Raw genomic sequence first — 22,859 nt, 5'->3', positions numbered from 1 at the left:
GGCCAAAAAAAGCGGCGGGAGCCGGACCCCACCCCCACCCCCCCGCCACCCGCCGCCGGAGGGAGGAGGCAGGTTCAGTTGTCGGTCAGGACGTCTCGGCGAGCGTCACGGTCGCCGTCTTCTCGGCGCCGTTGCGCTTGAAGTGCACCTCGACCCGGTCGCCGACCTTGCCGGCCTGCACCGCGCCGACCAGGTCGTCGGAGTCGTTGATCACCTTGTCGCCGAAGCGGGTGACCACGTCGCCGCGCTGCAGGCCGGCCTTCTCGGCGGCGCTGCCCGCGGTGACCGAGGCGATCAGCGCGCCGCCGCCCTCGGCCTGGTTGACGCCGACCCCGAGCGACGGGTGGCTGACCTTCTCGCCGCGCTGGAGCTTGCCGGCGACGTCCTTGGCCTTGTTGCTGGGGATGGCGAAGCCGACGCCGATGTTGCCGGTGCTCTGCCCGGAGGTGGCGATGGCGGTGTTGACGCCGATCACCTCACCCCGGGTGTTGACCAGCGCGCCACCGGAGTTGCCGGGGTTGATCGGCGCGTCGGTCTGCAGCAGCCCGGAGATCGAGCTGACCGCCTGGCTCTGCTGGTTCGGGTCCTGCTGCTGGCCCTCGCCGGCCCGGATGGTGCGGTCCCGGGCGCTGAGGATGCCCGCGGTCACCGAGCCCTGAAGGCCGAGCGGGCTGCCCAGGGCGAGCACCTGGTCGCCGACCTGCATGGCGTCGCTGTCGCCGAACGTGGCCGGCTTGAGGTCGCTCACCCCGTTGGCCTTGACCACGGCCAGGTCGGTCTTCGGGTCGGTGCCGACGATCTTCGCCTGGGCGTTCTTGCCGTCGGCGAAGACGACCTGCACGGTGTCCCCGCTGGCGGAGGCGACCACGTGGTTGTTGGTGAGCACGTAACCGTCGGCGCTGAGCACCACGCCGGAGCCCTCGCCGCTGTCGGTGGCGATGGAGACGACGCTGTCCTGTACGGACGCGGCGATCTTCGGCAGGTCGGCGCTGTTGAGCACGGGAGCCGCGGAGTAGGTGCGGGTGACGCCGCCGTTGTCGCCGTCGAGGGCGAGCGCGAGCGCCCCACCGGCGACGCCGGAGCCGAGCATCAGGGCGAACACCGCGACGCCGGCGCCGGCGAACTTGGCGATCCGGCCCGGCCGGGGCCCGGCGCCGGGCGGCGTGGCCTGCGGACCCCAGGGCGGCACGGGCTGCCCCGGCTGGTGCTGCGGGTGCTGCTGGTGCTGGGCGTGCTGGGGGTAGGCCGCGCCCGGCTGGCCCCCGCCGGCCCAGCCGGACTGCTGGCCCGCGTGCCAGCCGGCGCCCGGGTACTGGCCGGCGGCCGGCTGCGGGTAACCGGAGTAGCCGGGCTGGCCCGGGTAGCCAGGCTGGCCGGAGTGGCCGGGCGCCGGGTGGCCGGAGACCGGGTACGGCGGCGCGGATCCACCGGCGGCGGCCGGCGTCTCGTACCCAGTGGGCTGGCCCACGGTCGGCGGCTCGTACCCGGTCGGTTGCCCGGTGTGGGGGGCGGACCCGGTCGGTCCGTCGGGGGCGGCGGACGCGGCCGGAGTGGCGACGGTGGGCGCGGTGTCCCCGTCGGTCGAGACGACCGGAACGGGGGTGGTCGGAGAGTCGGACTGCGCGCGCGCGTCGCGCGGCAGCTCGGCGGTGGGGTGCGACGGCTCGGCGTCGGTGGGGGCCGGCCGGCGCTGCGGGTCGGACTCGAACTCGGTCATGGGACTACCTTCTCCCCCGGCACTGCAATCAACCTGGAACCGTCCTGGAAGTTGGCTGAAAGTCACTCGCCCAGGTCGTCGCCCTTGGGCACCTGCGGCAGCCGGACCCGGAAGGTGGCTCCGCCACCGGGTGTCTCGAGCACCTCGACCGAGCCGTGGTGGGCGGCGACCAGCGCCGCCACGATGGCCAGGCCGAGGCCGGTGCCGGTGTTGCCGTCGGCCCGTCGGGTCCGGGCCGCGTCGGCCCGGTAGAACCGCTCGAAGACCCGCTCGGACTGTTCCCGGGAGAGACCGGGGCCGGTGTCGACCACCTCCACGACGGCGAGGTTGCCCGGCTCGGCGCGCAGGCGCACGCTGACGTCGGCTTCCGGCGGGGTGTGGGTCAGCGCGTTGGTCACCAGGTTGCCGATGATCTGCCGCAGCCGCGCGTCGTCGGCGTAGACGACGAGCGGGCCGGAACCGGGCTCGATCTCCAGCTCGATCCGCCGGTCCGGAGCGATCGCGCGCGCCGCCTGCACGGCGTCGGAGGCCAGCACCGGCAGCTCCACCGGGGCCAGCGAGAGCGGGCGTTCCCGGTCCAGCCGGGCGAGCAGCAGCAGGTCCTCCACCAGCAGACCCATCCGGGCGGCCTCGTCCTCGATGCGGCGCAGCAGCCCGGCGGTCTGCTCCGGCGCGCGGGCCGCGCCCTGGCGGTACAGCTCGGCGAAGCCACGGATGGTGGTCAGCGGGGTGCGCAGCTCGTGCGAGGCGTCCGCCACGAACTGCCGCATCCGCTCCTCGGAGCGTCGGGCCCGCGCCTCGGACGCCTGGGCGGCGGCGGCCGCGTCCCGGGCGGTGCTCTCCGCCGAGCGGGCCGCCGTCTCCGAGGCCGCCCGGGCGGTGAACGCCGCCTCGATCTGGGTGAGCATCGCGTTCAGCGCGCGGGAGAGCCGGCCCAGCTCGGAGGTGGGATGCTCGTGGCCCTCTTCGGGGTCGGGCACCCGGCGGGTCAGGTCGCCACCGGCGATGGCGGCGGCGGTCCGTTCGATCTCCACGAGGGGCTTGAGGCTGGTCCGCACGATCGCCGCGCCGACCGACGCGAGCAGGATCAGCACCGCCCCGCCGACCAGCAGGTCGATCCAGGCCAGCCGCTTGACGGCGAGGTCGACGTCGGTCAGGTGCTCGCCGATCGCCGCCATCTGACCGCTGGGTAGCTCCGTGTAGAGCATCCGCCAGCGCACCGAGCTGTCCCGGGCGCGAACGGTGAACGGATCACCGTGGCTCTGCTCCTGCGTCTGGAACCCCGCGGCGTCGCTCGGCCACGGCGGCAGATCGCTCACCGAGAAGCGAGAATCGTCGTAGACGGAGATCTGCACCTTGCCGGTGGTCGGGCTGGTCAACACCACCAGGTAGTCGCTCGGCAGCGAGACACCTGTCGACTTCGGCGTGATGGACTGGATCCGGTTGGCCGAGTCCCGCAGTTCGAGGTCGATCTGGCCGACCAGATAGCTGTGCAGGAAGTACGCGGTCGAGACACTGATCACCACCAGGGCACCGGAGACCAGCGCGAGCACCGAGGCGACCAGCTTCACCCGCAGCGGTACGCCCCGCAGCCGTCCCTTGGCCTGCTGGACCGCGTTCACGCCGCCGGCTTGCGCAGCACGTACCCCACGCCGCGGAGGGTGTGGATCAGCCGAGGCTGGGTGGTGTCGACCTTGCGCCGCAGGTAGGAGATGTAGGACTCGACGATGTTGTCGTCACCGCGGAAGTCGTAGTTCCAGACGTGGTCGAGGATCTGCGCCTTGGACAGCACCCGGTTGGCGTTGAGCATCAGGTAGCGCAGCAGCTTGAACTCGGTCGGCGAGAGCTGCACCCGCTGCCCGGCCCGGTGCACCTCGTGGGTCTCCTCGTCCAGCTCCAGGTCGGCGAAGGTGAGCCGGGACGGGGCCTGCTCGCCGGTGGTGGTGCGGCGCAGCACGGCGCGAATCCGGGCGGTCAGCTCCTCCAGGCTGAACGGCTTGGTGACGTAGTCGTCGCCGCCCAGGGTGAGCCCGCGGATCTTGTCGTCGGTGGCGTCCCGGGCGGTCAGGAACACCACCGGGGTACGCGTGCCGCCCTCGCGCAGCATCCGGATGACCTCGAAGCCGTCCAGGTCCGGCAGCATGACGTCGAGCACGACCAGGTCGGGCCGGTGGTCCTTGGCGGCGTTGAGGGCCGCGCTGCCGCTGGTCGCGGTGGCCACGTCGAAGCCCGCGAAGCGCAGGCTCGCGGAGAGGAGTTCGAGGATGTTGGGGTCGTCCTCGACGACGAGAAGTCGCGCCTCGGTCTGGGTAGCGGGCATGGGCCCAATCATCGGTGACCTCACTGCACCGGCGCTGGACGCTCGCTGGAAAAACCCTGTGAGTCGCCGGGCAGCCGGGCGGATGTCAGCGCAGCAGCCGGCGCAGCCCGTCCAGGGCGCCGTCGAGCAGCCGGATCGCCGTGCGCAGTTGAGTGTCGCTGAACTGCCGCGCCCGCGCCAGACGGCTCACCTCGGCGGTGAACGAGGCCAGCCGCTGATCGAACTCGTCGAGCAGGGCGGCGCGCGACACGTCGGCCGACGGGGGCCGGTACGGCGACGCGGGCGGCTCCCACCGCGTACGCCGGGTCTGCCGGGTGGCCTCGCTCAGCTCCCGCTTGAGGTCGCGCGTCGAGCCGCGCACCTCGCTGCGGATCTCGCCGGCCAGGGTGGAGAGATCCGCCACCGAGGCCGCGATGTCCGCTTCCAACGCGGTCAGCTCACCGGCGCGCTGGCGCAGCTCGGCGAGGCCGGCGTCGGTGATGGCGTACGTCTTGCGGCCCCCGGCGGCGGTGTGGCTCACCAGCCCCTCGGCCTCCAGCCGTTGCAGCCGGGGGTAGATGGTGCCGGCGCTGGGCGCGTAGAGCCCGAGGAACCGGTCCTCCAGGAGGCGGATCAGCTCGTAGCCGTGCTTGGGGCCGTCGTCGAGGAGCTTGAGCAGGTAGAGCCGGAGCCGCCCGTGGCTGAACACGGCGGTCACGGCAACTCCTCCTCGTCGGCGGTCACCGGTCGGGCGAGGAGCGAAATGCTCCCCGACGTCGCGGAGGCCCAGAGCTTACCTTCGCCGGCGCCGAGCACCCCCTCGCTGCTCGGAAGCGGGAATCGCGAGTTGCGCACCTGCGGGAAGCCGCTGGTGATCCGGCCGGAGGCGGTGTTCAGCCGGACGGCGAGGTCGCTGTCCTCGCGGACCCGGACGGTGATGCTGCCCGAGATGGTGGTGAGCCGGATCTCGCTGCGTCGGGGGTTGTCCAGGTCGCAGGTGATGGCGCCGGAGACGGTCTGCGCCCGTACCCGGTCGGCGGCGCTGTCGGCGAGGGTCACCTCCCCGGAGACGGTCTCCAGGGTGAGGTCACCGCGCACGCCGAGCGCCTCCACCGGCCCGGAGGTGATCTTCGCGGATGTGCTGCCGCGCAGGCCCATCAGGGTGATCTGGCCGGAGACGACGTGGGCCGTGGTCTGCCGCCGCAGACCGGAGGCGACCAGCGACCCGGAGACCAGGTCCAGGTCGGCGAGGACATCGGCGGGCACGGCGACGGAGACGTCCACCCGCGGATAGCGGTGGATCATCTGGAACCACCGCAGGACCTCCGACCAGCCGTGGCCGCGTTCCTGACGGATGGTGAGCCGGCCGTCGGAGTGGTCGATCAGGACGGGCCGACGGCCGACGTGGGTGACGTCGATCCGGGTCGGGCCGTCGGTGGCGACGACGTTGAGTCGTCCACTGATCAGGCGGACGTCCAGCCGGGTGACCGGGCCGTCCACGGTGAGCCGCTGCGGGCTGTCGACCGTCCATCCGGCCATGACGTCCTCCCCTCGGCGACGCGCCCACGCGCGCCGACGAGGAAACCCTAACGCGATACATCGCGACACACAAGACTGTCGCGAGTCGTCACCGCGACCCTGACCACGGCGCCAGCCACCAGCCCCGGCCTTCCAACGACGAGGGGAAGGGATGCTCCGGTCGCCTCCTTTGCTCTGCTTCAACCCAGGCAACACAAGCGGGCCGCAAGTGTTGCGTGGGTTGAAGCAGAGCAAAGGGCGATCCGACCTACTCCGGCGCCGGAATCGGCGCGTGTTCAAGCGATGAATCCTCCTCTCAGGCCGCCAGGTCCAGGTCCCGGCCGGCAGGCACCTGCGGCACGGAACCCGCCGGGGTCATGGTGGGGACCGGCCGCAGCCGGGTCCGCGTCGGGACAACCGGCATCAGGTGTACGGCAGACTCGGCGGCCCGGGCCAGCAACCGCCGGTCGGCGTCGCCAGCCGGGTGCAGCGCGGCGGCGATCGTCACCGACACCACCAGTTGCCGCGCCGCGACCACCCGAGCGACCGAGCACAGCAGGGTGTCCGCGCCGAGGAAGGCGGCGACCGTCGTGACCGCGCCGGTGGCGTCGCACCGGTACCCGAGCCGCAGCGGCACCACCGGGCTGCCCGCGTCGACGGCGGCCTGGAACATCGCGGGCCGGAAGCCGCCCCCGGGGCGGCACCCGTCCGCGCCGTCCCCGGCACACCAGGTCGTACCCTCGGGAAACACCGCGACCGACCGGCCGGCGCGCAGCGTGTCGGCGAGCCGGCGCACGGTGGCCGGCAGCGCCCGCGGCCGGGACCGGTCCACGAAGACCGTGCCCGCCGCCGCAGCGAGCAGCCCGACCACCGGCCAGGACCGGATCTCCCGCTTCGCCACCATGCGGGTGGGCGCGACCGCCAGGACGGCGAGGATGTCCAGCCACGAGACATGGTTGGCGACCAGCAGCGCGCGCCGCCGGGGCAGCCGACCCCGGATCACCAGCCGGACGCCGAACGCGCGAACGGTGCCGCGGGCCCAGCCGCGCAGCACCGCCTGCCGCTCACGCGCCGGCAGCACGGGCAGCAGCACCGCCACTCCCACCCCGGCCAGCAGCATCCCGCTCGCCGCGACCAACCGGAGCACCCGGCGAACCACCGGCACCGTGGGCACCTCGCCGGCCGCCGGCAGGCAGTCGTCGTCGCAGCCCGAGAAGGGCCGCCACAGGTCGCGCGCTCCGAGGGTCACCGCTGGTCCCCGCCCAGGAAGTGCCGCAGGTAGCGCGGGTTCATCCGGTCCAGGGAGAAGAGCACGTAGAAATCCGCGCACCCGAAGTCGGGGTCGTACGCGGGCTCACCGCAGATCCACGCGCCGAGCCGCAGGTAACCACGCAGCAGCGGCGGCACCGCCACCCGAGCGGCCGGGTCGGTGGCGCAGGCCGGGGCAGCCAGGGCGGCGGCCGGCTCGGCGAACCACGGGCGCAGTGGGCGCACCCGCAACGGCGGGGGCGACAGGTGCCGGGCCTGGGCCTGGGCCCACACCCCGGCGACCGTCCGACCACCGTCGTCGACCGGCACCGAGGCGCAGCCGCCGAGCCAGCGGGAGCCGCGCAGGTGCAGGTACCGGGTGAGCCCCGCCCACATCAGGTTGATCACCGCACCGGAGCGGTGGTCCGGGTGCACGCAGGAGCGACCCGTCTCGACGAGGTCGTCGCGCAGTGGGTCCAGCGCGCCGAGGTCGAACTCGTCCTCGGCGTACCGCCGGTCGGTACGCCCCGGCGGCAACAACCGGTACGTGCCGACCACCTGCCCGGTGCTGTCCTCGCGGACGATGAGGTGGTCGCAGTGGACGTCGAAGGGGTCCACGTCCAACCCGGCGCCGCCGGGTGCGAGGGTGGCACCCAACTCGGTGGCGAACACCTCGTGACGCAGGCGTTGCGCGGCCGCGACCTGGGTGGGGTCGTCGGCGATCAGCAGGGTGTATCCGCTGGTCGTCAGGGGTGCGCCAGCGACATGCAGAACGGCCATGGGATCTGTGTAGGTGCCCCGGGTTGCCATCGGATCGCACCACTGGTGTCGATCGGATGAACGCCGGCCGGCGGATGCCTCCGACCCGGTCCGTGCGAGGCTGCCCAGCGGGCCGGCGACGGCGCCGCCCCACGCCACACGGAGGTCGCCCATGCGCATCGAGTCCCGCTACAACGGGCCCACCGGCTCGGGCAACGGCGGCTGGAGCGCCGGCCTCTTCGCCGCCGCCGCCGGTGGATCCGGACCGGTGGAGGTGACGCTGCGTCGGCCACCGCCGCTGGAGACGGCGCTGAGCCTGGTCGACGGCGAGGTCCGGGACCCGGCCGGCGAGCTGGTGGCCGAGGTCCGCCCCGCCGGTGTCGTGGACGCCGTCGTGCCGCCGGTCGACCGGGAGACGGCGGTGCAGGCGTCGACCCGCTACCCCGGGTTCGTCGAGCATCCGTACCCAGAGTGTTTTGTCTGCGGTCCGAGCCGGAACGACGGGTTGCGGATCTTCCCCGGCCGGTTGCCGGACGGCCGGACCGCCGCGCCGTTCCGCGCACCCGAGCAGGTCAGCGATGCCACGGTCTGGGCCGCGCTGGACTGCCCCGGCGGCTGGACGGTGCTCGCGCCGGGCCGCCCGTACCTGCTCGGCCGGATCGCCGCGGTGGTCACCGCCCGGCCGGCGCCGGGCGACGAGTGCGTGGTGACCGGCGCGCTGATCGGGGTCGACGGCCGCAAGGCGCTTGTGCACACCAGCCTGTACGGCCCCGGCGGCGCGCTGCTCGGCTCGGCCCGGGCCACCTGGATCGCCCGCTGAGGACCCGCCGTCGTCCGCAGGGAGGAGACGACTCCACCCCAAGGGGGACCACGCCGTAGGGACCGAGCCTGATTGACCTTGTTGCTCGGTACCGTCACGCTGTGCCACGGCGTACCTCGACGCCACACGGGAGGAGAACGATGACTGACGGGCAGCGAAGCCCCACCAGCGACGGTCAGATCGTGGTGTCCGGTCTGACGAAGCAGTACAAGAACGTGCGGGCGGTGAACAACCTGTCCTTCACCGTGGCACCGGGGCGGGTGACCGGCTTCCTCGGCCCGAACGGCGCCGGTAAGACCACCACGCTGCGCATGCTGCTCAACCTGGTCACGCCGACCGGGGGCACCGCCACCATCAGCGGGCAGCGCTACGCCGATCTCGCCGACCCGCTGCGGCACGTCGGCGCGATCCTGGAGGCGTCCAGCGCGCACAAGGGCCGCACCGGCATCAACCACCTGCGGGTGATCTGCGCGGCGGCCGGCCTGCCCAGGTCCCGGGCCGACGAGGCGCTGGAGCTGGTCGGGTTGACCCCGGCGGCGAAGCGCAAGTTCAAGGGCTACTCGCTGGGCATGAAGCAGCGGCTCGGTATCGCCGCCGCGATGCTCGGTGACCCGCGGGTGCTGATCCTCGACGAGCCGGCCAACGGGCTGGACCCGGAGGGCATCCGGTGGATGCGCGGGTTCCTCAAGAACCTCGCCCACGAGGGCCGCACGGTGCTGGTCTCCAGCCACCTGCTGTCGGAGATGCAGCTGCTCGCCGACGACGTGGTGATCATCGCAGCGGGCCAGCTGGTCCGGCAGGGTCCGGTCGAGCAGGTGCTCGGGTCGATGGCGCAGGGCGCCCAGGTCCGGGTCCGTACGCCGCAGGCGGAGGCGCTGACCACCGCGCTGAAGGCGCAGTCGGCCACCGTCACCACCGACGAGCACGGTGTCCTGCTGGTCTCCGGGGTGGACGCCCCGACGATCGGCCGGGCCGCCCTGGCCGCCGGCGTGGAGCTGCACGAACTGACCACCGAACGGCCCGACCTGGAACGGGTCTTCCTGGAGCTGACGGCCGGAAAGGCGGGCATCCGATGAACCTCGTCCGATCCGAGTTGCTCAAGATCCGTACCACCAACACCTGGTGGGTCTTCGCGCTGATCAGCCTGCCGCTGTGGGCGCTCACGCTGCTCATCAACTGGTTGCAGGCCGACGCCCTCACCAGCACCAACCCCGCCGAGGTGGGCGACCAGGCGGACCAGTTCGCTGCGGCGGCCACTCCTGACGCGCTCTCGTCGAACCTGTTCACCACCGGGCAGTTCTTCGGCCTGCTGATCATCATGCTGCTCGGCATCATCGTGGTGACCAGCGAGTTCTTCCACCAGACGGTCACCACCACGTTCCTGACCAACCCGCACCGCACCGCGGTGATGATCGCCAAGCTGGTCGCGGCGGGTGTGCTGGCGCTGCTGTTCTGGCTGGTCACCACCGTGTTCAACCTGATCGCCGGCTCGGCGGTGCTGAACGCCGTCGGGGTGGACTCACAGTTGGGCAACGACGCGGCCTGGCGGGCGATCGGGTTGAACCTGCTCGCGTACCTGCTCTGGGCGGTGTTCGGCGTCGGCATCGGCGTGCTGATCCGCAGCCAGATCGGCGCCACCGTGACCGGCATCCTGCTCTACCTGGGCGGCTCGATCGGCGCCATCCTGGTGATCACCATCCTGGCCAACCGGTGGGGTGACTGGATCAACAACCTGCAACTGCTGGTGCCGTCGCTGGCCTCGTCGCTGATGGTCACCGGGGCGGACATCCCGGGTAACCCGCCGCGCTGGGCGGGCGCCGCCGTGCTCATCGGGTACGCGGTGGTCACCGGCGTGGTCGGCACCCTGCTGATGCGTCGGCGCGACATCTCCTGACCGACGCGAGTTCCGGGGTGGCGGCGGCACGGCCGCCACCCCGGGCCGGCTCCGGCTCCGCCGGGCTGCCGGCACCTCACCCGCCCGGGCAGCCCCGGCCGCCGCTGATCGGAATGCACTGGGTGACCACCGGGTCGGGCTCCTGGTCGGCGGGAATGTGCCCGGTCAGCCCACTGGTGGTCAGGCTGGCGACCAGGGCGACCGCCACGTACAGCAGCACCGTCCCGCCGAGCGCCCCGGCGAAGTGCCGACGCCAGAGGGCCTCCCCCGCCAACCCGGCCAGCAGCAGGCCGAGCACCGGAAGCACCGCGTTGAGCACGAGCCCGGTCGTCAGCAGGGCGTCCGTGGTCGCGCCGAACGCCTGCGCCTCGTCCGCGGTCGGCGTGTACGGCCTGGCCAAGCGCCGGATCAGGCCCACCAGCAGCAGGAACGGCACCCCGTAGAGCCAGGCGAAGAAGAGCCCGCCGAGGCCGAGCCGCTTCACGAGCGACCCAGGTACACGGCGGCGCAGACCCCGACGCTGAGCACCGCGGCCGTGGTGCCGGCGAGCACCGCCGAGGGGACGAGTCGGACGACCAGCGCGGTCACCAGCGCCGTCACGACCAGCAGCCCGAGGAGCACCGGCGTGCCCCACACCAGAGCGACGAACACCAGCGACTCGCCCGGCGACAGGCAGCTGAACCAGGCCGCGCAGTCGTCGTGCGGCGCGCTCGGCACGCTCGTCGTGCCCACCGCCATGGCCGCGATCGCGGTGACGTACCAACCGGACGCCACCGCCATGCTCCGGCCGTAGCGCCCCCGTACCCCGTCATGATCCATGCGCCCGATCGTCGCGGACGGCGTTGGCCCGGGACATCCGTACCGGTACTCAATCTGGCGGTACCAGCCGTACCAGCCGGCGACGGGTCGCGCAGGGGTTGGTGAACTTCTGGCATCTTCTGTGAAACCGGCCACCCGACCGAGGCGGAAATGCCGCCGGGATCCTTACGGCGTAGCCTGGGAGTCGTCCTGTCCGTGGTCCATCAACTGGACGCGACGGACACCGCGTGACACATAAACCCGCGTGAAAGAGGCGATTACCGGCCGTGTCGACCCAGCAGACTTCGCAGGAGAACCCACTGGCGGGTTTCGGCCCGAACGAGTGGATCGTCGAGGAGATGTACCAGCGGTACCTCGCCGACCCAACGAGCGTCGATTCGGCCTGGCACGACTTCTTCGCCGACTACCGGCCGGCGCCCGGCGCCGGCACACCGCGCAGGGCTGAGACGTCGGGCAAGCCCGCCGCCGCGCCCGAGCCGGACGGCCAGCCGGAGCCTGCGGCCACGGTCAGCCAGCCCAGCGCCCCGGCGAAGCCGACCGCCGCCGCCAGCAAGACGGCCGCGGCGCCGTCGGCACCGGCCAAGGCCGCGCCCGCGAAGGCCACCCCGGAGAAGGCCGCACCGGCCGCGAAGGCGGCCGCGCCGAGCGCCGACGGCCCGCAGACCACCCCGCTGCGGGGTGTCGCCGCGAAGATCGTGCAGAACATGGACGCCTCGCTGAGCGTGCCCACCGCGACCAGCGTCCGCGCGGTCCCGGCGAAGCTGCTGGTCGACAACCGCATCGTGATCAACAACCACCTCGCCCGGGGGCGCGGTGGCAAGGTCAGCTTCACCCACCTGGTCGGCTACGCGATGGTCCGCGCGCTGGTCCAGCACCCGGAGATGAACAACTCCTTCGCCGAGGCCAACGGCAAGCCGGCCGTGGTCCGCCCGGCGCACGTCAACCTCGGCATCGCGATCGACCTGGCCAAGCCGGACGGCAGCCGCAACCTGGTGGTCCCCTCCATCAAGGGCTGCGAGCAGATGGACTTCCGGCAGTTCTGGCAGGCGTACGAGGACGTGGTCCGGCGGGCGCGGCGCAACGAGCTGACCATGGAGGACTACTCCGGCACCACGATCTCGCTGACCAACCCGGGCGGCATCGGCACGGTGCACTCCATGCCGCGGCTCATGCAGGGGCAGAGCGCGATCATCGGCGTCGGCGCGATGGAATACCCGGCCCCCTACCAGGGCATGTCCGAGGCGACTCTCGCCGAGCTGGCGGTCAGCAAGGTCATCACGCTGACCAGCACGTACGACCACCGGATCATCCAGGGCGCGCAGTCCGGCGAGTTCCTCAAGGTCATGCACGAGCTGATCCTGGGCGAGCACAGCTTCTACGACGAGATCTTCACCTCGCTGCGCATCCCGTACGAGCCGGTGCGCTGGGTGCGCGACGTGGCCGTCAACTCCGAGGGTCAGATCAACAAGACCGCCCGGGTGCACGAGCTGATCCACGCGTACCGCGTGCGCGGTCACCTGATGGCCGACACCGACCCGCTGGAATTCCACATCCGCAAGCACCCCGACCTGGACGTCCTCCAGCACGGGCTGACCCTGTGGGACCTGGACCGCGAGTTCCCGGTCAACGGCTTCGCCGGCCGCCAGCGGATGAAGCTGCGCGAGATCCTCGGCGTGCTGCGCGACTCGTACTGCCGGCGCGTCGGCATCGAGTACATGCACATCCAGGACCCGGAGGAGCGGCGCTGGATCCAGGAGCGGATCGAGCGCAAGTACGAGAAGCCGTCCCCCGACGAGCAGAAGCACGTGCTCAACCGGCTCAACGCCGCCGAGGCGTTCGAGACCTTCCTGCAGACCAAGTACGTCGGCCAGAAGCGCTTCTCGCTGGAGGGTGGCGAGTCGCTGATTCCGCTGCTGGGCGAGGTGCTCGAGTCCTCCGCCGAGAGCGGGCTGGACGAGGTCGTCATCGGCATGGCCCACCGGGGCCGGCTCAACGTGCTGGCCAACATCGTCGGCAAGCCGTACGAGAAGATCTTCTCGGAGTTTGAGGGTCACCTCGACCCGCGCTCGACGCAGGGCTCCGGCGACGTGAAGTACCACCTGGGTCAGAACGGCAAGTTCACCACCCCGGACGGCGAGCACGTCGTCAAGGTGTCCCTGGTGGCGAACCCGTCGCACCTGGAGGCCGTCGACCCCGTGCTGGAGGGCATCGTCCGGGCCAAGCAGGACCGGATCGACCTCAAGCTGGAGGGCTACACCGTGCTGCCGCTGGCGGTGCACGGCGACGCCGCGTTCGCCGGGCAGGGTGTGGTCGCCGAGACGCTCAACCTGTCGCAGCTGCGCGGCTACCGCACCGGCGGCACCGTGCACGTGGTGGTCAACAACCAGGTCGGCTTCACCACCGCCCCGGAGTACAGCCGGTCCAGCCTCTACAGCACCGACGTGGCCCGGATGATCCAGGCGCCGATCTTCCACGTGAACGGCGACGACCCGGAGGCCGTGGTCCGAGTGGCCCGGCTGGCCTTCGAGTACCGGCAGGCGTTCAACAAGGACGTCGTGATCGACATGGTCTGCTACCGCCGGCGCGGCCACAACGAGGGCGACGACCCGTCGATGTCCAACCCTCAGATGTACAAGATCATTGACTCGAAGCGTTCGGTGCGCAAGCTCTACACCGAGGAGCTGATCGGTCGCGGCGACATCACCGTGGAGGACGCGGAGGAGCTGCTGCGCGACTACCAGGCGCAACTGGAGAAGGTCTTCAAGGCCACCCGGGACGCCGCCGCCACGCCGCGCCAGCTCAACCGCCCCCGCCACGAGGAGGAGCCGGAGCCGGCGGTCGACACCGCCACCGACGCCGCCGTGGTGAAGGCGATCGGCGAGGCCCACGTCAACCTGCCCGAGGGCTTCACTCCGCACAAGCGGATCCAGCAGCTGCTCGACCGGCGGGCCAAGATGTCCGTCGAGGGCAACATCGACTGGGGCTTCGGCGAGATCATCGCGTTCGGGGCGCTGCTGCACGACGGGGTCACCGTCCGGCTCGCCGGGCAGGACTCGCGGCGCGGCACCTTCGTCCAGCGGCACGCGTCGGTGGTCGACCACCGCACCGGCGACGACTACCTGCCGTTGAAGTCGCTCACCGGCGATGGCGAGCGCTCCCGGTTCTTCGTGCACGACTCGCTGCTGAGCGAGTACGCGGCGATGGGCTTCGAGTACGGGTACTCGGTGGAGAACGTCAACGCGCTGGTCGCCTGGGAGGCCCAGTTCGGTGACTTCGTCAACGGCGCCCAGTCGGTGATCGACGAGTTCATCTCCTCCGGTGAGGTGAAGTGGGGTCAGCGCTCCGCGGTGACCCTGCTGCTGCCGCACGGCCACGAGGGCCAGGGCCCGGACCACACCTCCGGTCGCCCGGAGCGGTTCCTGCAGATGTGCGCCGAGGACAACATGCGGGTGTCCATTCCGACGACCCCGGCGAACTACTTCCACCTGCTGCGACGCCAGGCCCTGTCGCCGAAGCGCAAGCCGCTCGTGGTGTTCACGCCGAAGTCGCTGCTGCGGCACAAGCTCTGCGTCTCGTCGGTGGAGGACTTCACCACCGGCACCTTCCAGCCGGTGCTGCGCGACACCGCCGCCCCGGCACCGGAGTCGGTGAAGCGGGTGCTGCTCTGCTCGGGCAAGGTCTACTACGACCTGTTCCAGGCCCGGCAGGAGCGCGGCATCACCGACACGGCGATCATCCGGATCGAGCAGCTGTACCCGCTGCCGGTGGAGGAGATCCGGGCCGCCCTGGCGCAGTTCCCGAACGCGGAGGACTTCGCCTGGGTGCAGGAGGAGCCGGCCAACCAGGGCGCCTGGTCGTTCGTGGCGCTCAACCTGCTGGAGCACCTCACCGACGTCCGGCTGCGGCGGATCTCCCGCCCGGCCGCGGCGGCCCCGGCGGTCGGCTCGGCCAAGACCCACGAGGTCGAGCAGACCGCGCTCATCGAGGCGGCACTCCCCCGCCCGTGACCTGACCGCGCCACGCGAGCCGGGGCAGGGCCGTTTTCCCACGGTCCTGCCCCGGCTCGCGTCGGTCCATCCGAACCACCGACCCGCCCGGCCCGCGCCGGGCCGAGCACGAGGACGTACGCCGTGTACTTCACCGACCGTGGCATCGAGGAGCTGGTCGAGCGCCGGGGCGACGAGCAGGTGACCCTGGAGTGGCTGGGCGAGCGCCTGCGCGACTTCGTCGACCTCAACCCCGAGTTCGAGACCCCGATCGAGCGCCTGGCCACCTACCTGGCCCGCCTGGACGATCCAGAGGACGATTAACGCTGAGTATTTGACTCGTCTCCAGGAGCGATGTGCACTGGTGGTGTGAACCACGAGCCCGGCAACCCGCCGCAGGACACCGCGACCGTACGCCACCTGCGCCTCGGCATCGGCTCGGTCGGCTTGGCCCTGCCCGTCGCACTGGTGGTCGGCCACATGGTCGCCAGCCGCCGCGTCGTCGTCCTCGACTCGCTCAGCGCCTACTACCACACCGAGATGCGCAACATCTTCGTCGGCGCACTGTGCGCGATCGGGGTGTTCCTGATCGCCTACCGCTACCGCTGGCCGGACGACCTGTTAGGCACGATCGCCGGGACGCTCGCGATCCTGGTGGCCCTGTTTCCGGTACACGGGCCGACCGGAGGCGACAGCCGGCTGGTCGGTCTGGTGCACCAGGCCGCCGCCGGGTCGCTGTTCGTCCTGCTCGCCGCCTTCTGCCTGTTCCTGTTCACCCGACCCGACCGTGCTGGGGTGCCGCCCCGACGCGCCGCCAACCGCTGCTACCGCGCGTGCGGCCTGCTCATCCTGGCGGCGATCGCAGGCGCGCTGGCGAGCGGCGCGCTGCCCACCGACGTCCGCCACGCCCTCCAGCCGCTGCTGTGGTGCGAGACCCTCGCCGTGGCCGCCTTCGGCACCGCCTGGGTCGTCAAGAGCGACGCGATCTTCCGGATGGCCGGGCTGCCCGACACGCCACCGTCCGCCGAGACGATCGGGCCGACGTCCGCGACAGCCGCGTCCTGAGCGGACGGACTCGCACTAACCCCGACAGGAACAGGTACGGAAGCGCAACCTCCAGCGGACACTCTGGCTGGCCCGCCAGGTCGATGTGCTGACGAGCGGACCGACGACGGCCACCACGATCTTGTAGCGTGGGGCCGTGGCGCGCAGCGTGTATCTGACCAGCGTCGGTTCGGGCGGGGGCAAGTCGACCATCGCCCTCGGGCTGGCCGAGTTGCTGTCCCGCCAGGTCGGGCGGATCGGTGTGTTCCGGCCGCTGGTGGCCGACACCGGCCCGGACCCGATCCTCGCGCTGCTGAGCGAGCGGTACCGCGTCGAGGTGCCGCTCGCCGAGCTGGCCGGATCCACCTACGCCGAGGCGGCCAGGCTGGTCGCCGACGGCCGACGGGAAGAGCTGATCTCCGCTGTCGTCCAGCGGTACCGGGCGGTGGAGCGGCAGTGCCCGGCGGTGGTCGTGGTGGGCAGTGACTTCGACGAGCCGGGCGACCCGGCGCACCCCCGCGAGCTGGCCTTCAACGCCCGGCTGGCCACCGAGTTCGGCAGCGTGGTGGTGCCGGTGGTGGACGGCTACGAGCAGGAGCCGACGGCCGTCGCGGCGGCCATGCGCGGGGCGTACCACGATCTGGCCGACCTGGGCGCGACGGTGCTCGCGGTGATCGCCAACCGGGTGTCCGAGCCGATGACGCTGCCGGAGCTGCCCGTGCCGGCGTACGCCATCCCGGAGGTGCCGAGCGTGTCGGCGCCGACGGTGGCCGAGGTGGCGGCGGCGCTCGGCGCCACCCTGCTGGCCGGGGACGACGCGGCGCTCGGCCGGGACGTGCTGGACTTCGTGGTCGGCGCGGCACACGTGCCGACCCTGCTGGGCCACCTCACCGAGGGCGCTCTGGTGATCACCCCCGGGGACCGGGCCGACCTGCTCGTCGCCGCCAGCGCCGCGCACGTGGCCGGGCAGGTGTCGGTGGCCGGGCTGGTGCTCACCCTCGGCGAGCAACCCGACCCCCGGGTGATGCGGCTGGTGGAGGGCCTCAACACCGGCCTGGCCGTGCTCTCCGTCGGCAGCGACAGCTACGACACGGTGGCCGCGTCCAGCCGGATCGAGGGGCGGCCCAGCGTGGCCAACCCCCGCAAGGTGGAGGCCGCGCTCGGCGCGTTCGAACGCTGCGTGGACACCGACGACCTGGCCCGCCGGCTGCGGGTCAGCCGCTCGACGCGGGTCACCCCGCTGATGTTCGAGAACGAGCTGATCGACCGGGCCCGCTCGAAGCCCCGGCACCTGGTGCTGCCCGAGGGCGCCGAGGAGCGCATCCTGCGGGCGGCGGAGATCCTGCTGCGCCGGGGCGTGGCCGACCTGACGCTGCTCGGCCGCCCGGACGACATCGCCCGGCGCACCCGCGAGCTGGGCATCGATCTCGGCGACGCGCGGCTCGTCGACCCGGCCACCAGCGGGTGGCGCGACGAGTTCACGGCCGAGTACGCGCGGCTGCGCGCCCACCGGGGCGTCACCGCCGAGCTGGCGCACGACATCGTGGCCCAGCCCAACTACTTCGGGACGCTCATGGTGAACGCCGGGTACGCCGACGGCATGGTCTCGGGGGCCACGCACACCACCGCCGCCACCATCCTGCCCGCGTTCGAGATCATCCGTACCGTGCCGGAGGTCTCGGTGGCCTCCAGCGTCTTCTTCATGCTGCTCGCCGACCGGGTGCTGGTCTACGGCGACTGTGCGGTCAACCGCGACCCGGACGCCGCCCAGCTCGCCGACATCGCGATCTCGTCGGCCGACACCGCCGCCCGCTTCGGCATCGAACCCCGGGTGGCCATGCTGTCGTACTCCACCGGCAGCTCCGGCGCGGGCGAAGACGTGGAGAAGGTCGCCGCGGCCACCGCGCTGGTCCGGGAGCGTCGGCCCGACCTGCTGGTCGAGGGGCCGATCCAGTACGACGCGGCGATCGACCCCGCCGTGGCGGCGACGAAGCTGCCCGACAGCCCGGTCGCCGGCCAGGCCACGGTCTTCATCTTCCCGGACCTGAACACGGGCAACAACACGTACAAGGCGGTGCAGCGCTCGGCCGGGGCGGTCGCCGTCGGCCCGGTCATGCAGGGCCTGCGCCGGCCGGTGAACGACCTTTCCCGCGGCGCGACAGTGCCGGACATCGTCAACACGGTGGCGATCACCGCCATCCAGGCGGCCGCCGAGGAGGCGTCATGAGTCGGGTGCTGGTGCTCAACTGCGGGTCGTCGTCGGTGAAGTGGCGCCACTACGACGGGGACCGGCCCCTCGACCAGGGCACCGTCGAGCGGGTCGGTGAGCCCGGCGGCGGCCCGGCGGACCACGCCAGCGCCGTCCGGCAGATCCTGGCCGGTCTGGACCTGAACGGGCTCACCGCGGTCGGGCACCGGGTGGTGCACGGCGGACGGAAGTTCACCACCCCGGTCCTCATCGACGACGCGGTGCTGGCCGCGATCAAGGATCTGGTGCCGCTCGCCCCGCTGCACAACCCGGCCAACCTGGCCGGCATCGAGGTGACCCGGGCGGCGCTGCCGGACGTCCCGCAGGTCGCCGTCTTCGACACGGCGTTCCACCACACCCTGCCGGAGGCCGCCGCGACCTACGCGATCGACCTGGACACCGCGCAGCGGTACGGCATCCGCCGGTACGGCTTCCACGGCACCTCGCACGCGTACGTCTCCCGGCGTACCGCCGAGCTGCTGGGCCGCCCGTACGAGCAGCTCAACACCATCACCCTGCACCTGGGCAACGGGGCCAGCGCCTGCGCGGTCGCGAACGGCCGCAGCGTCGCCACCTCGATGGGGATGTCGCCCCTTCAGGGGCTGGTGATGGGCACGCGCAGCGGCGACCTCGACCCGACCGTGATCTTCCACCTGCGGCGGGAGGGCGGGCTGTCGGTCGACGACATCGACGACCTGCTCAACCACCGCAGCGGGCTGCTGGGGTTGACCGGCGTCAACGACATGCGCGAGGTGCTGCAGCGCAGGGCGGCCGGGGACCGGGCAGCCGCGCTGGCCTTCGACGTGTACTGCCAGCGGATCACCGGGTACGTCGGCGCGTACTACGCGCTGCTCGGCCACGTGGACGCGATCGCGTTCACCGCCGGCGTGGGCGAGCACGCCGCGCCCGTCCGGGCCGCCGCGCTGGCCGGGCTGGCCCGGCTCGGCATCACCGTCGACGAGGCGCGCAACAACGGTGACGGCGACCGGCTGATCTCGCCGGACGACGCCGAGGTGAGCGTCTGTGTCATCCGCACCGATGAGGAACGGGAGATCGCCCGGCAGACCCGGGACGTGGTCGGGGCGCACTGAAGCCCCCGACCCGCCCGGTCAGCGCACTGCCGCGCCGGCTGGTCAGCGCATCGCCAGCCAGGCGACGAGGGCCACCAGCAGTACGACGACCACCGCCGCACCGACGATGAGCGGCAGGCGGGACGGCGCGTCGGCCGGGCCGGCGGCCTCCGGCGTCTGGGTGAAGGCGCGGAACGCCTCGGTGTTGCCGCTGGGGTCGGTGTAGTTCTCAGCCATGTCGGTGACCCTAGCGAAGCCGGTCGCCGAGCGCCGCCCCCGCCTCCGCCGTCCCACCGGGTCGAACCGGCCGGCGGAGGCGACCCGACCGGGTGGCGAGCAGAGCCGGGCCGGACGGCGGGGCCGCCGGACGTGCCCGGGCACCTACGGTGAAACGGTGGGGGCGGGACGGCTGGTCGCCGTACTGGTGACAGCGCTGCTGGCCGGTTGCGCGCCGGCCACCGCCGTGGCGGGCGGCTCCACCGGGCCGCCGTCCGCGCGCCGAGCGCCCGAGGGGTCGTACGTCGTCGGCGTGCGTACGCTCACCCTCGATCCGCGCTCGGCGCGCCCCCTGCCGGTGACCATCTGGTATCCGGCCGGGACCGACGGGGTGGCCGCCGGCCGCTTCCCGGTGGTGATCTACAGCCACGGGCTGCACAGTCGACCCGAGCTGCACGCCGGGCTGACCACCCGCTGGGCGGCGGCCGGTTTCGTGGTGGCGGCGCCCGCGTACCCGCACACCAGCGCGGGTGCCGCGCACTTCACCCGGGCCGACGTGCGCAACCAGCCCGCCGACGGTTGGCGGCTGATCCGGCACCTGGGCCGCCTCGACGGCGACCCGGGTGATCCGCTCGCCGGCCACCTGGACCTCACGTCGATCGCCGCCGCCGGTCACTCGGCGGGCGGCTTCACCACCTCCGGCATGTTCACCGAGGGCCACCCGGCCCGGCTGCGCGGGGGCATCGTGATCGCCGGCGGCGGGCTGCCGGGCAGCTTCGCCGGACCGACCGCACCGGTGCTTTTCGTGCACGGCACGGCCGACCCGGTGGTGCCGGTGACGGTCGGCCGGGCGGCGTACGCGCGTACCCCGGGACCGGCGGTGTTCGTCAGTGTGCTCGGCCAGGACCACGGCGCGTACCTCACGCCGGGCAACCCCGGATTCTCCGCCGTCCTCGCCACCACCACCGACTTCCTGCGCTGGACCCTCTACGGCGACCGGACCGCCGGCGCCCGCCTGCCCACCGACGCGCGCACGCCCGGCACCCACTACGAGTCCCGCCTCACCTAGCGGCGGTGGCGGTGGCCGCACACGACAAGCGCTGCTGCCCACTGAAGGCTGCCCCGCGCACCCGGACGTGCCGCTAGGGTGCCCCGGTGGACGACCTCGCGCGCCGCCAGTTGGCGAGCATCGCCGAAGTGGTCGAGGTGGCCGGATCGGCCGGCATTCCGGTGTGGTTGCGTGGCGGCTGGGCGATGGACTTCCAGCTCGGCCAGGTGTCCCGACCGCACGTCGACGTCGACTGGTACTGCTGGCGCGAGGACGCGGCCCGGCTGGCAGCCCTGCTGCTGGCCCGGGGCTGGCGACCCGATCCTCGGATGCCGGTGGAGCTACAGCTCGACCTGTTCGCCGCCGACGTGGAGGTGAGCTTCGCGTACCTGGGTTGCGACGACGCCGGTCGACCGACGGTGGGTGCCGGGTCCTGGGCCGGCACGCCACTGCCGGTCGGGATGCTGGACGCACCACCCGGCCGGCTCGGCCCGTTGACCGTGCCGACGATCTCGGTGCCGGCCCAGATCGAGTTCAAGCAGATGTACCCGGTGTGGATGCCGGAGCGGCCCCGCCGTCCGAAGGACGCGGACGACCTGGCTCGACTGCGGGCTGGGCTCCGTCGAGAAGGTCCTCGTACACCCCGACCTTGAAGCCGATCAGGTCCAGGCACTGGGTGAGCCTGCCGATCTGGCTGGTGACGCGCTCCCGGTGCTCGCGCAGGAGGGCGAGACGTTCCTCCTCGTTGCCGGCGCCCTCCCGGACGAGGTTGGTGTACCGGCGGAGCGCGGGCAACGGCATGCCCGAGGCACGGAGAATGACGCAGACGGTCAGCCAGTCGACGTCGTCCTGGCTGTAGACACGACGCCCACCGGGCCCACGGCGTACGGGATCGACGAAGACGCCCTCCTGCTCGTAGAAGCGGAGGGCGTGCACGCTCAAGCCGGTACGTTCGGCGACCTGCCCGATGCTCAGACTCACGGTGTCCTCGGCCATGCCGAGCAGGGTAACGAGGCTTGACCTAGAGCCGACTCCAGCTCCTAGGGTCCCCCGTGATCGTTACGACATCGCCAAGGGAGCATCGGCATGCGCTATCGCACACTCGGCGGCACCGGCATCGAGGTGAGCACCCACTGCCTCGGGACCATGATGTTCGGCGCCGTCGGGAACCCGGACCACGACGACTGCGTCCGTATCGTCCGCGCGGCCCTGGACCAGGGCATCAACTGTGTCGACACCGCCGACATGTACGGCCGGGGCGAGTCCGAGCAGATCGTGGGCAAGGCGCTGCGGGGGCGCCGGGACGACGTCGTCCTCGCCACCAAGGTGCACTTTCCGATGGGTGAGGGGCCCAACCAGGGTGGCAACTCGCGGCGCTGGATCCTCAAGGCGGTCGAGGGGAGCCTGCGGCGCCTGGGCACCGACTGGATCGACCTCTACCAGGTCCACCGCCCCGACCCCTCGACCGACATCGAGGAGACGCTCTCGGTGCTCACCGACCTCGTGCGCGAGGGAAAGATCCGCGCCTTCGGGTGCTCGACGTTCCCCGCCGAGGAGATCGTCGAGGCGCACCAGGTCTCCGAGCGTCGCGGCCTCGGGCGGCTGCGCACCGAGCAGCCGCCGTACTCGATCCTGGCCCGCGGGGTCGAGGCGTCGACCCTGCCGGTCTGTCAGCGCTACGGCATGGGGGTGCTGGTCTGGAGTCCGCTCGCCTTCGGGTTCCTCAGCGGGAAGTACCGCAGGGACCGGCCCGTCGACCTGTCGACCGGGCGTGCCGTGCTCCGGCCGGCGCAGTTCGATCCCACGCTCGCCGAGAACGCCGCCAAGCTCGACATCGTCGAGCAGCTCGTCGACCTCGCGGCGGGCATCGGCTGCACGCTCCCACAGCTCGCCATCGCCTTCACCGTGGCCCATCCGGCGGTCACCTCGGCGATCATCGGACCGCGGACCATGGCGCACCTGGAGGACCTGCTCAAGGGCGCCACGCTCACCCTGGACGACGCGACCCTCGACCGGATCGACGAGATCGTGCCGCCCGGAACCAACCGGTACGACCCCAACGCCGCCTTCCCGCCACGCTCCCTGACCGACACCGCCCGGCGACGGCGCCCGCTCCCCGACCGCGCCGCGGCCTGAGCGAACCGGTCACGGCGTGGCCCGAGCGAGCCGGTCA

Annotated in this window: 22 protein-coding genes; 11 read left to right on the top strand and 11 right to left on the bottom strand. The window is 72.3% G+C overall.

Annotated features, from left to right (window positions below):
• Window positions 1–85: 85 nt before the first annotated feature.
• The 7 genes from ABZU46_RS16640 to ABZU46_RS16610 form a co-directional block, all read right to left on the bottom strand.
• Window positions 86–1,717: a trypsin-like peptidase domain-containing protein gene (locus ABZU46_RS16640; protein ID WP_354858524.1), complete on the bottom strand. Its 1,632-nt coding sequence runs from the start codon at window positions 1,715–1,717 to the stop codon at window positions 86–88.
• A gap of 62 nt (window positions 1,718–1,779) precedes the next feature.
• Window positions 1,780–3,339 (bottom strand): HAMP domain-containing sensor histidine kinase, encoded by a 1,560-nt coding sequence (locus ABZU46_RS16635; protein ID WP_354858521.1) that lies wholly within the window; start codon window positions 3,337–3,339, stop codon window positions 1,780–1,782.
• Window positions 3,336–4,037, bottom strand: a complete 702-nt coding sequence (locus tag ABZU46_RS16630; protein WP_030336721.1) for a response regulator transcription factor — start codon at window positions 4,035–4,037, stop codon at window positions 3,336–3,338. The genes ABZU46_RS16635 and ABZU46_RS16630 overlap by 4 nt, the downstream gene beginning before the upstream one ends.
• Before the next feature lie 85 nt (window positions 4,038–4,122).
• The gene (locus ABZU46_RS16625) at window positions 4,123–4,734 is read right to left on the bottom strand and encodes a PadR family transcriptional regulator (RefSeq protein WP_354858519.1); all 612 of its coding nucleotides are present in this window, start codon (window positions 4,732–4,734) and stop codon (window positions 4,123–4,125) included.
• Window positions 4,731–5,555 (bottom strand): DUF4097 family beta strand repeat-containing protein, encoded by an 825-nt coding sequence (locus ABZU46_RS16620; protein WP_354858518.1) that lies wholly within the window; start codon window positions 5,553–5,555, stop codon window positions 4,731–4,733. The genes ABZU46_RS16625 and ABZU46_RS16620 overlap by 4 nt, the downstream gene beginning before the upstream one ends.
• A 295-nt stretch (window positions 5,556–5,850) precedes the next feature.
• Window positions 5,851–6,783, bottom strand: coding sequence for a lysophospholipid acyltransferase family protein (locus tag ABZU46_RS16615; protein ID WP_354858516.1), 933 nt, complete (start codon window positions 6,781–6,783; stop codon window positions 5,851–5,853).
• Window positions 6,780–7,562 (bottom strand): GNAT family N-acyltransferase, encoded by a 783-nt coding sequence (locus tag ABZU46_RS16610; protein ID WP_354858514.1) that lies wholly within the window; start codon window positions 7,560–7,562, stop codon window positions 6,780–6,782. The genes ABZU46_RS16615 and ABZU46_RS16610 overlap by 4 nt, the downstream gene beginning before the upstream one ends.
• 151 nt (window positions 7,563–7,713) lie before the next feature.
• Here ABZU46_RS16610 and ABZU46_RS16605 point away from each other — a divergent pair, with 151 nt between their 5' ends.
• The 3 genes from ABZU46_RS16605 to ABZU46_RS16595 all read left to right on the top strand — a co-directional run bounded on the left by ABZU46_RS16605 (window position 7,714) and on the right by ABZU46_RS16595 (window position 10,255).
• Window positions 7,714–8,361: a hypothetical protein gene (locus tag ABZU46_RS16605; protein WP_354858512.1), complete on the top strand. Its 648-nt coding sequence runs from the start codon at window positions 7,714–7,716 to the stop codon at window positions 8,359–8,361.
• A 140-nt stretch (window positions 8,362–8,501) separates the two neighbouring features.
• Window positions 8,502–9,437 (top strand): ABC transporter ATP-binding protein, encoded by a 936-nt coding sequence (locus ABZU46_RS16600; RefSeq protein ID WP_354858509.1) that lies wholly within the window; start codon window positions 8,502–8,504, stop codon window positions 9,435–9,437.
• Window positions 9,434–10,255, top strand: coding sequence for an ABC transporter permease (locus ABZU46_RS16595; RefSeq protein ID WP_354858507.1), 822 nt, complete (start codon window positions 9,434–9,436; stop codon window positions 10,253–10,255). Before ABZU46_RS16600 ends, ABZU46_RS16595 begins: the two co-directional genes overlap by 4 nt.
• 76 nt (window positions 10,256–10,331) lie before the next feature.
• Here ABZU46_RS16595 and ABZU46_RS16590 read toward each other — a convergent pair whose 3' ends face one another.
• Window positions 10,332–10,739 carry a hypothetical protein gene (locus ABZU46_RS16590; protein ID WP_354858505.1) on the bottom strand — a complete coding sequence of 136 codons (408 nt, stop codon included), beginning with the start codon at window positions 10,737–10,739 and terminating at the stop codon, window positions 10,332–10,334.
• Window positions 10,736–11,074, bottom strand: a complete 339-nt coding sequence (locus tag ABZU46_RS16585; RefSeq protein ID WP_354858503.1) for a hypothetical protein — start codon at window positions 11,072–11,074, stop codon at window positions 10,736–10,738. Before ABZU46_RS16585 ends, ABZU46_RS16590 begins: the two co-directional genes overlap by 4 nt.
• 266 nt (window positions 11,075–11,340) lie before the next feature.
• Here ABZU46_RS16585 and ABZU46_RS16580 point away from each other — a divergent pair, with 266 nt between their 5' ends.
• The 5 genes from ABZU46_RS16580 to ABZU46_RS16560 all read left to right on the top strand — a co-directional run bounded on the left by ABZU46_RS16580 (window position 11,341) and on the right by ABZU46_RS16560 (window position 19,443).
• Window positions 11,341–15,081: a multifunctional oxoglutarate decarboxylase/oxoglutarate dehydrogenase thiamine pyrophosphate-binding subunit/dihydrolipoyllysine-residue succinyltransferase subunit gene (locus ABZU46_RS16580; protein WP_354858502.1), complete on the top strand. Its 3,741-nt coding sequence runs from the start codon at window positions 11,341–11,343 to the stop codon at window positions 15,079–15,081.
• A 123-nt stretch (window positions 15,082–15,204) separates the two neighbouring features.
• Window positions 15,205–15,384: a DUF6104 family protein gene (locus ABZU46_RS16575; protein ID WP_354858500.1), complete on the top strand. Its 180-nt coding sequence runs from the start codon at window positions 15,205–15,207 to the stop codon at window positions 15,382–15,384.
• Window positions 15,385–15,429: 45 nt separating this feature from the next.
• Window positions 15,430–16,125 carry a DUF998 domain-containing protein gene (locus ABZU46_RS16570; RefSeq protein ID WP_354858498.1) on the top strand — a complete coding sequence of 232 codons (696 nt, stop codon included), beginning with the start codon at window positions 15,430–15,432 and terminating at the stop codon, window positions 16,123–16,125.
• A gap of 136 nt (window positions 16,126–16,261) precedes the next feature.
• Window positions 16,262–18,331 carry a phosphate acetyltransferase gene (gene pta, locus ABZU46_RS16565; protein ID WP_354858496.1) on the top strand — a complete coding sequence of 690 codons (2,070 nt, stop codon included), beginning with the start codon at window positions 16,262–16,264 and terminating at the stop codon, window positions 18,329–18,331.
• Entirely contained in the window at window positions 18,328–19,443 is a 1,116-nt protein-coding gene (locus tag ABZU46_RS16560) for an acetate kinase (RefSeq protein WP_354858495.1), read from the top strand. Before pta ends, ABZU46_RS16560 begins: the two co-directional genes overlap by 4 nt.
• 42 nt (window positions 19,444–19,485) lie before the next feature.
• Here ABZU46_RS16560 and ABZU46_RS16555 read toward each other — a convergent pair whose 3' ends face one another.
• Window positions 19,486–19,659 carry a hypothetical protein gene (locus tag ABZU46_RS16555; RefSeq protein ID WP_234588635.1) on the bottom strand — a complete coding sequence of 58 codons (174 nt, stop codon included), beginning with the start codon at window positions 19,657–19,659 and terminating at the stop codon, window positions 19,486–19,488.
• A 157-nt stretch (window positions 19,660–19,816) separates the two neighbouring features.
• Between ABZU46_RS16555 and ABZU46_RS16550 the strand changes: the two genes are divergently transcribed.
• Both ABZU46_RS16550 and ABZU46_RS16545 read left to right on the top strand, forming a co-directional pair.
• On the top strand, window positions 19,817–20,707 hold the full coding sequence (locus tag ABZU46_RS16550) for an alpha/beta hydrolase (protein WP_354858493.1): 891 nt from the start codon (window positions 19,817–19,819) through the stop codon (window positions 20,705–20,707).
• A gap of 86 nt (window positions 20,708–20,793) precedes the next feature.
• Window positions 20,794–21,339, top strand: coding sequence for an aminoglycoside adenylyltransferase (locus tag ABZU46_RS16545; RefSeq protein WP_354858491.1), 546 nt, complete (start codon window positions 20,794–20,796; stop codon window positions 21,337–21,339).
• On the opposite strand, the gene ABZU46_RS16540 is transcribed toward ABZU46_RS16545, so the two are convergent.
• The gene (locus ABZU46_RS16540; RefSeq protein ID WP_354858490.1) at window positions 21,221–21,682 is read right to left on the bottom strand and encodes a MerR family transcriptional regulator; all 462 of its coding nucleotides are present in this window, start codon (window positions 21,680–21,682) and stop codon (window positions 21,221–21,223) included. The genes ABZU46_RS16545 and ABZU46_RS16540 overlap by 119 nt on opposite strands.
• 90 nt (window positions 21,683–21,772) lie before the next feature.
• On the opposite strand from ABZU46_RS16540, the gene ABZU46_RS16535 reads away from it, so the two are divergent.
• The gene (locus ABZU46_RS16535) at window positions 21,773–22,822 is read left to right on the top strand and encodes an aldo/keto reductase (protein WP_354858487.1); all 1,050 of its coding nucleotides are present in this window, start codon (window positions 21,773–21,775) and stop codon (window positions 22,820–22,822) included.
• The last annotated feature ends 37 nt before the right edge of the window (window positions 22,823–22,859 follow it).

This window comes from Micromonospora sp. NPDC005197 (assembly GCF_040608295.1).
GTDB lineage: Bacteria > Actinomycetota > Actinomycetes > Mycobacteriales > Micromonosporaceae > Micromonospora.
Note: the sequence above shows the minus strand (reverse complement) of the source record. Positions and strands in the feature narration are given on the sequence as shown.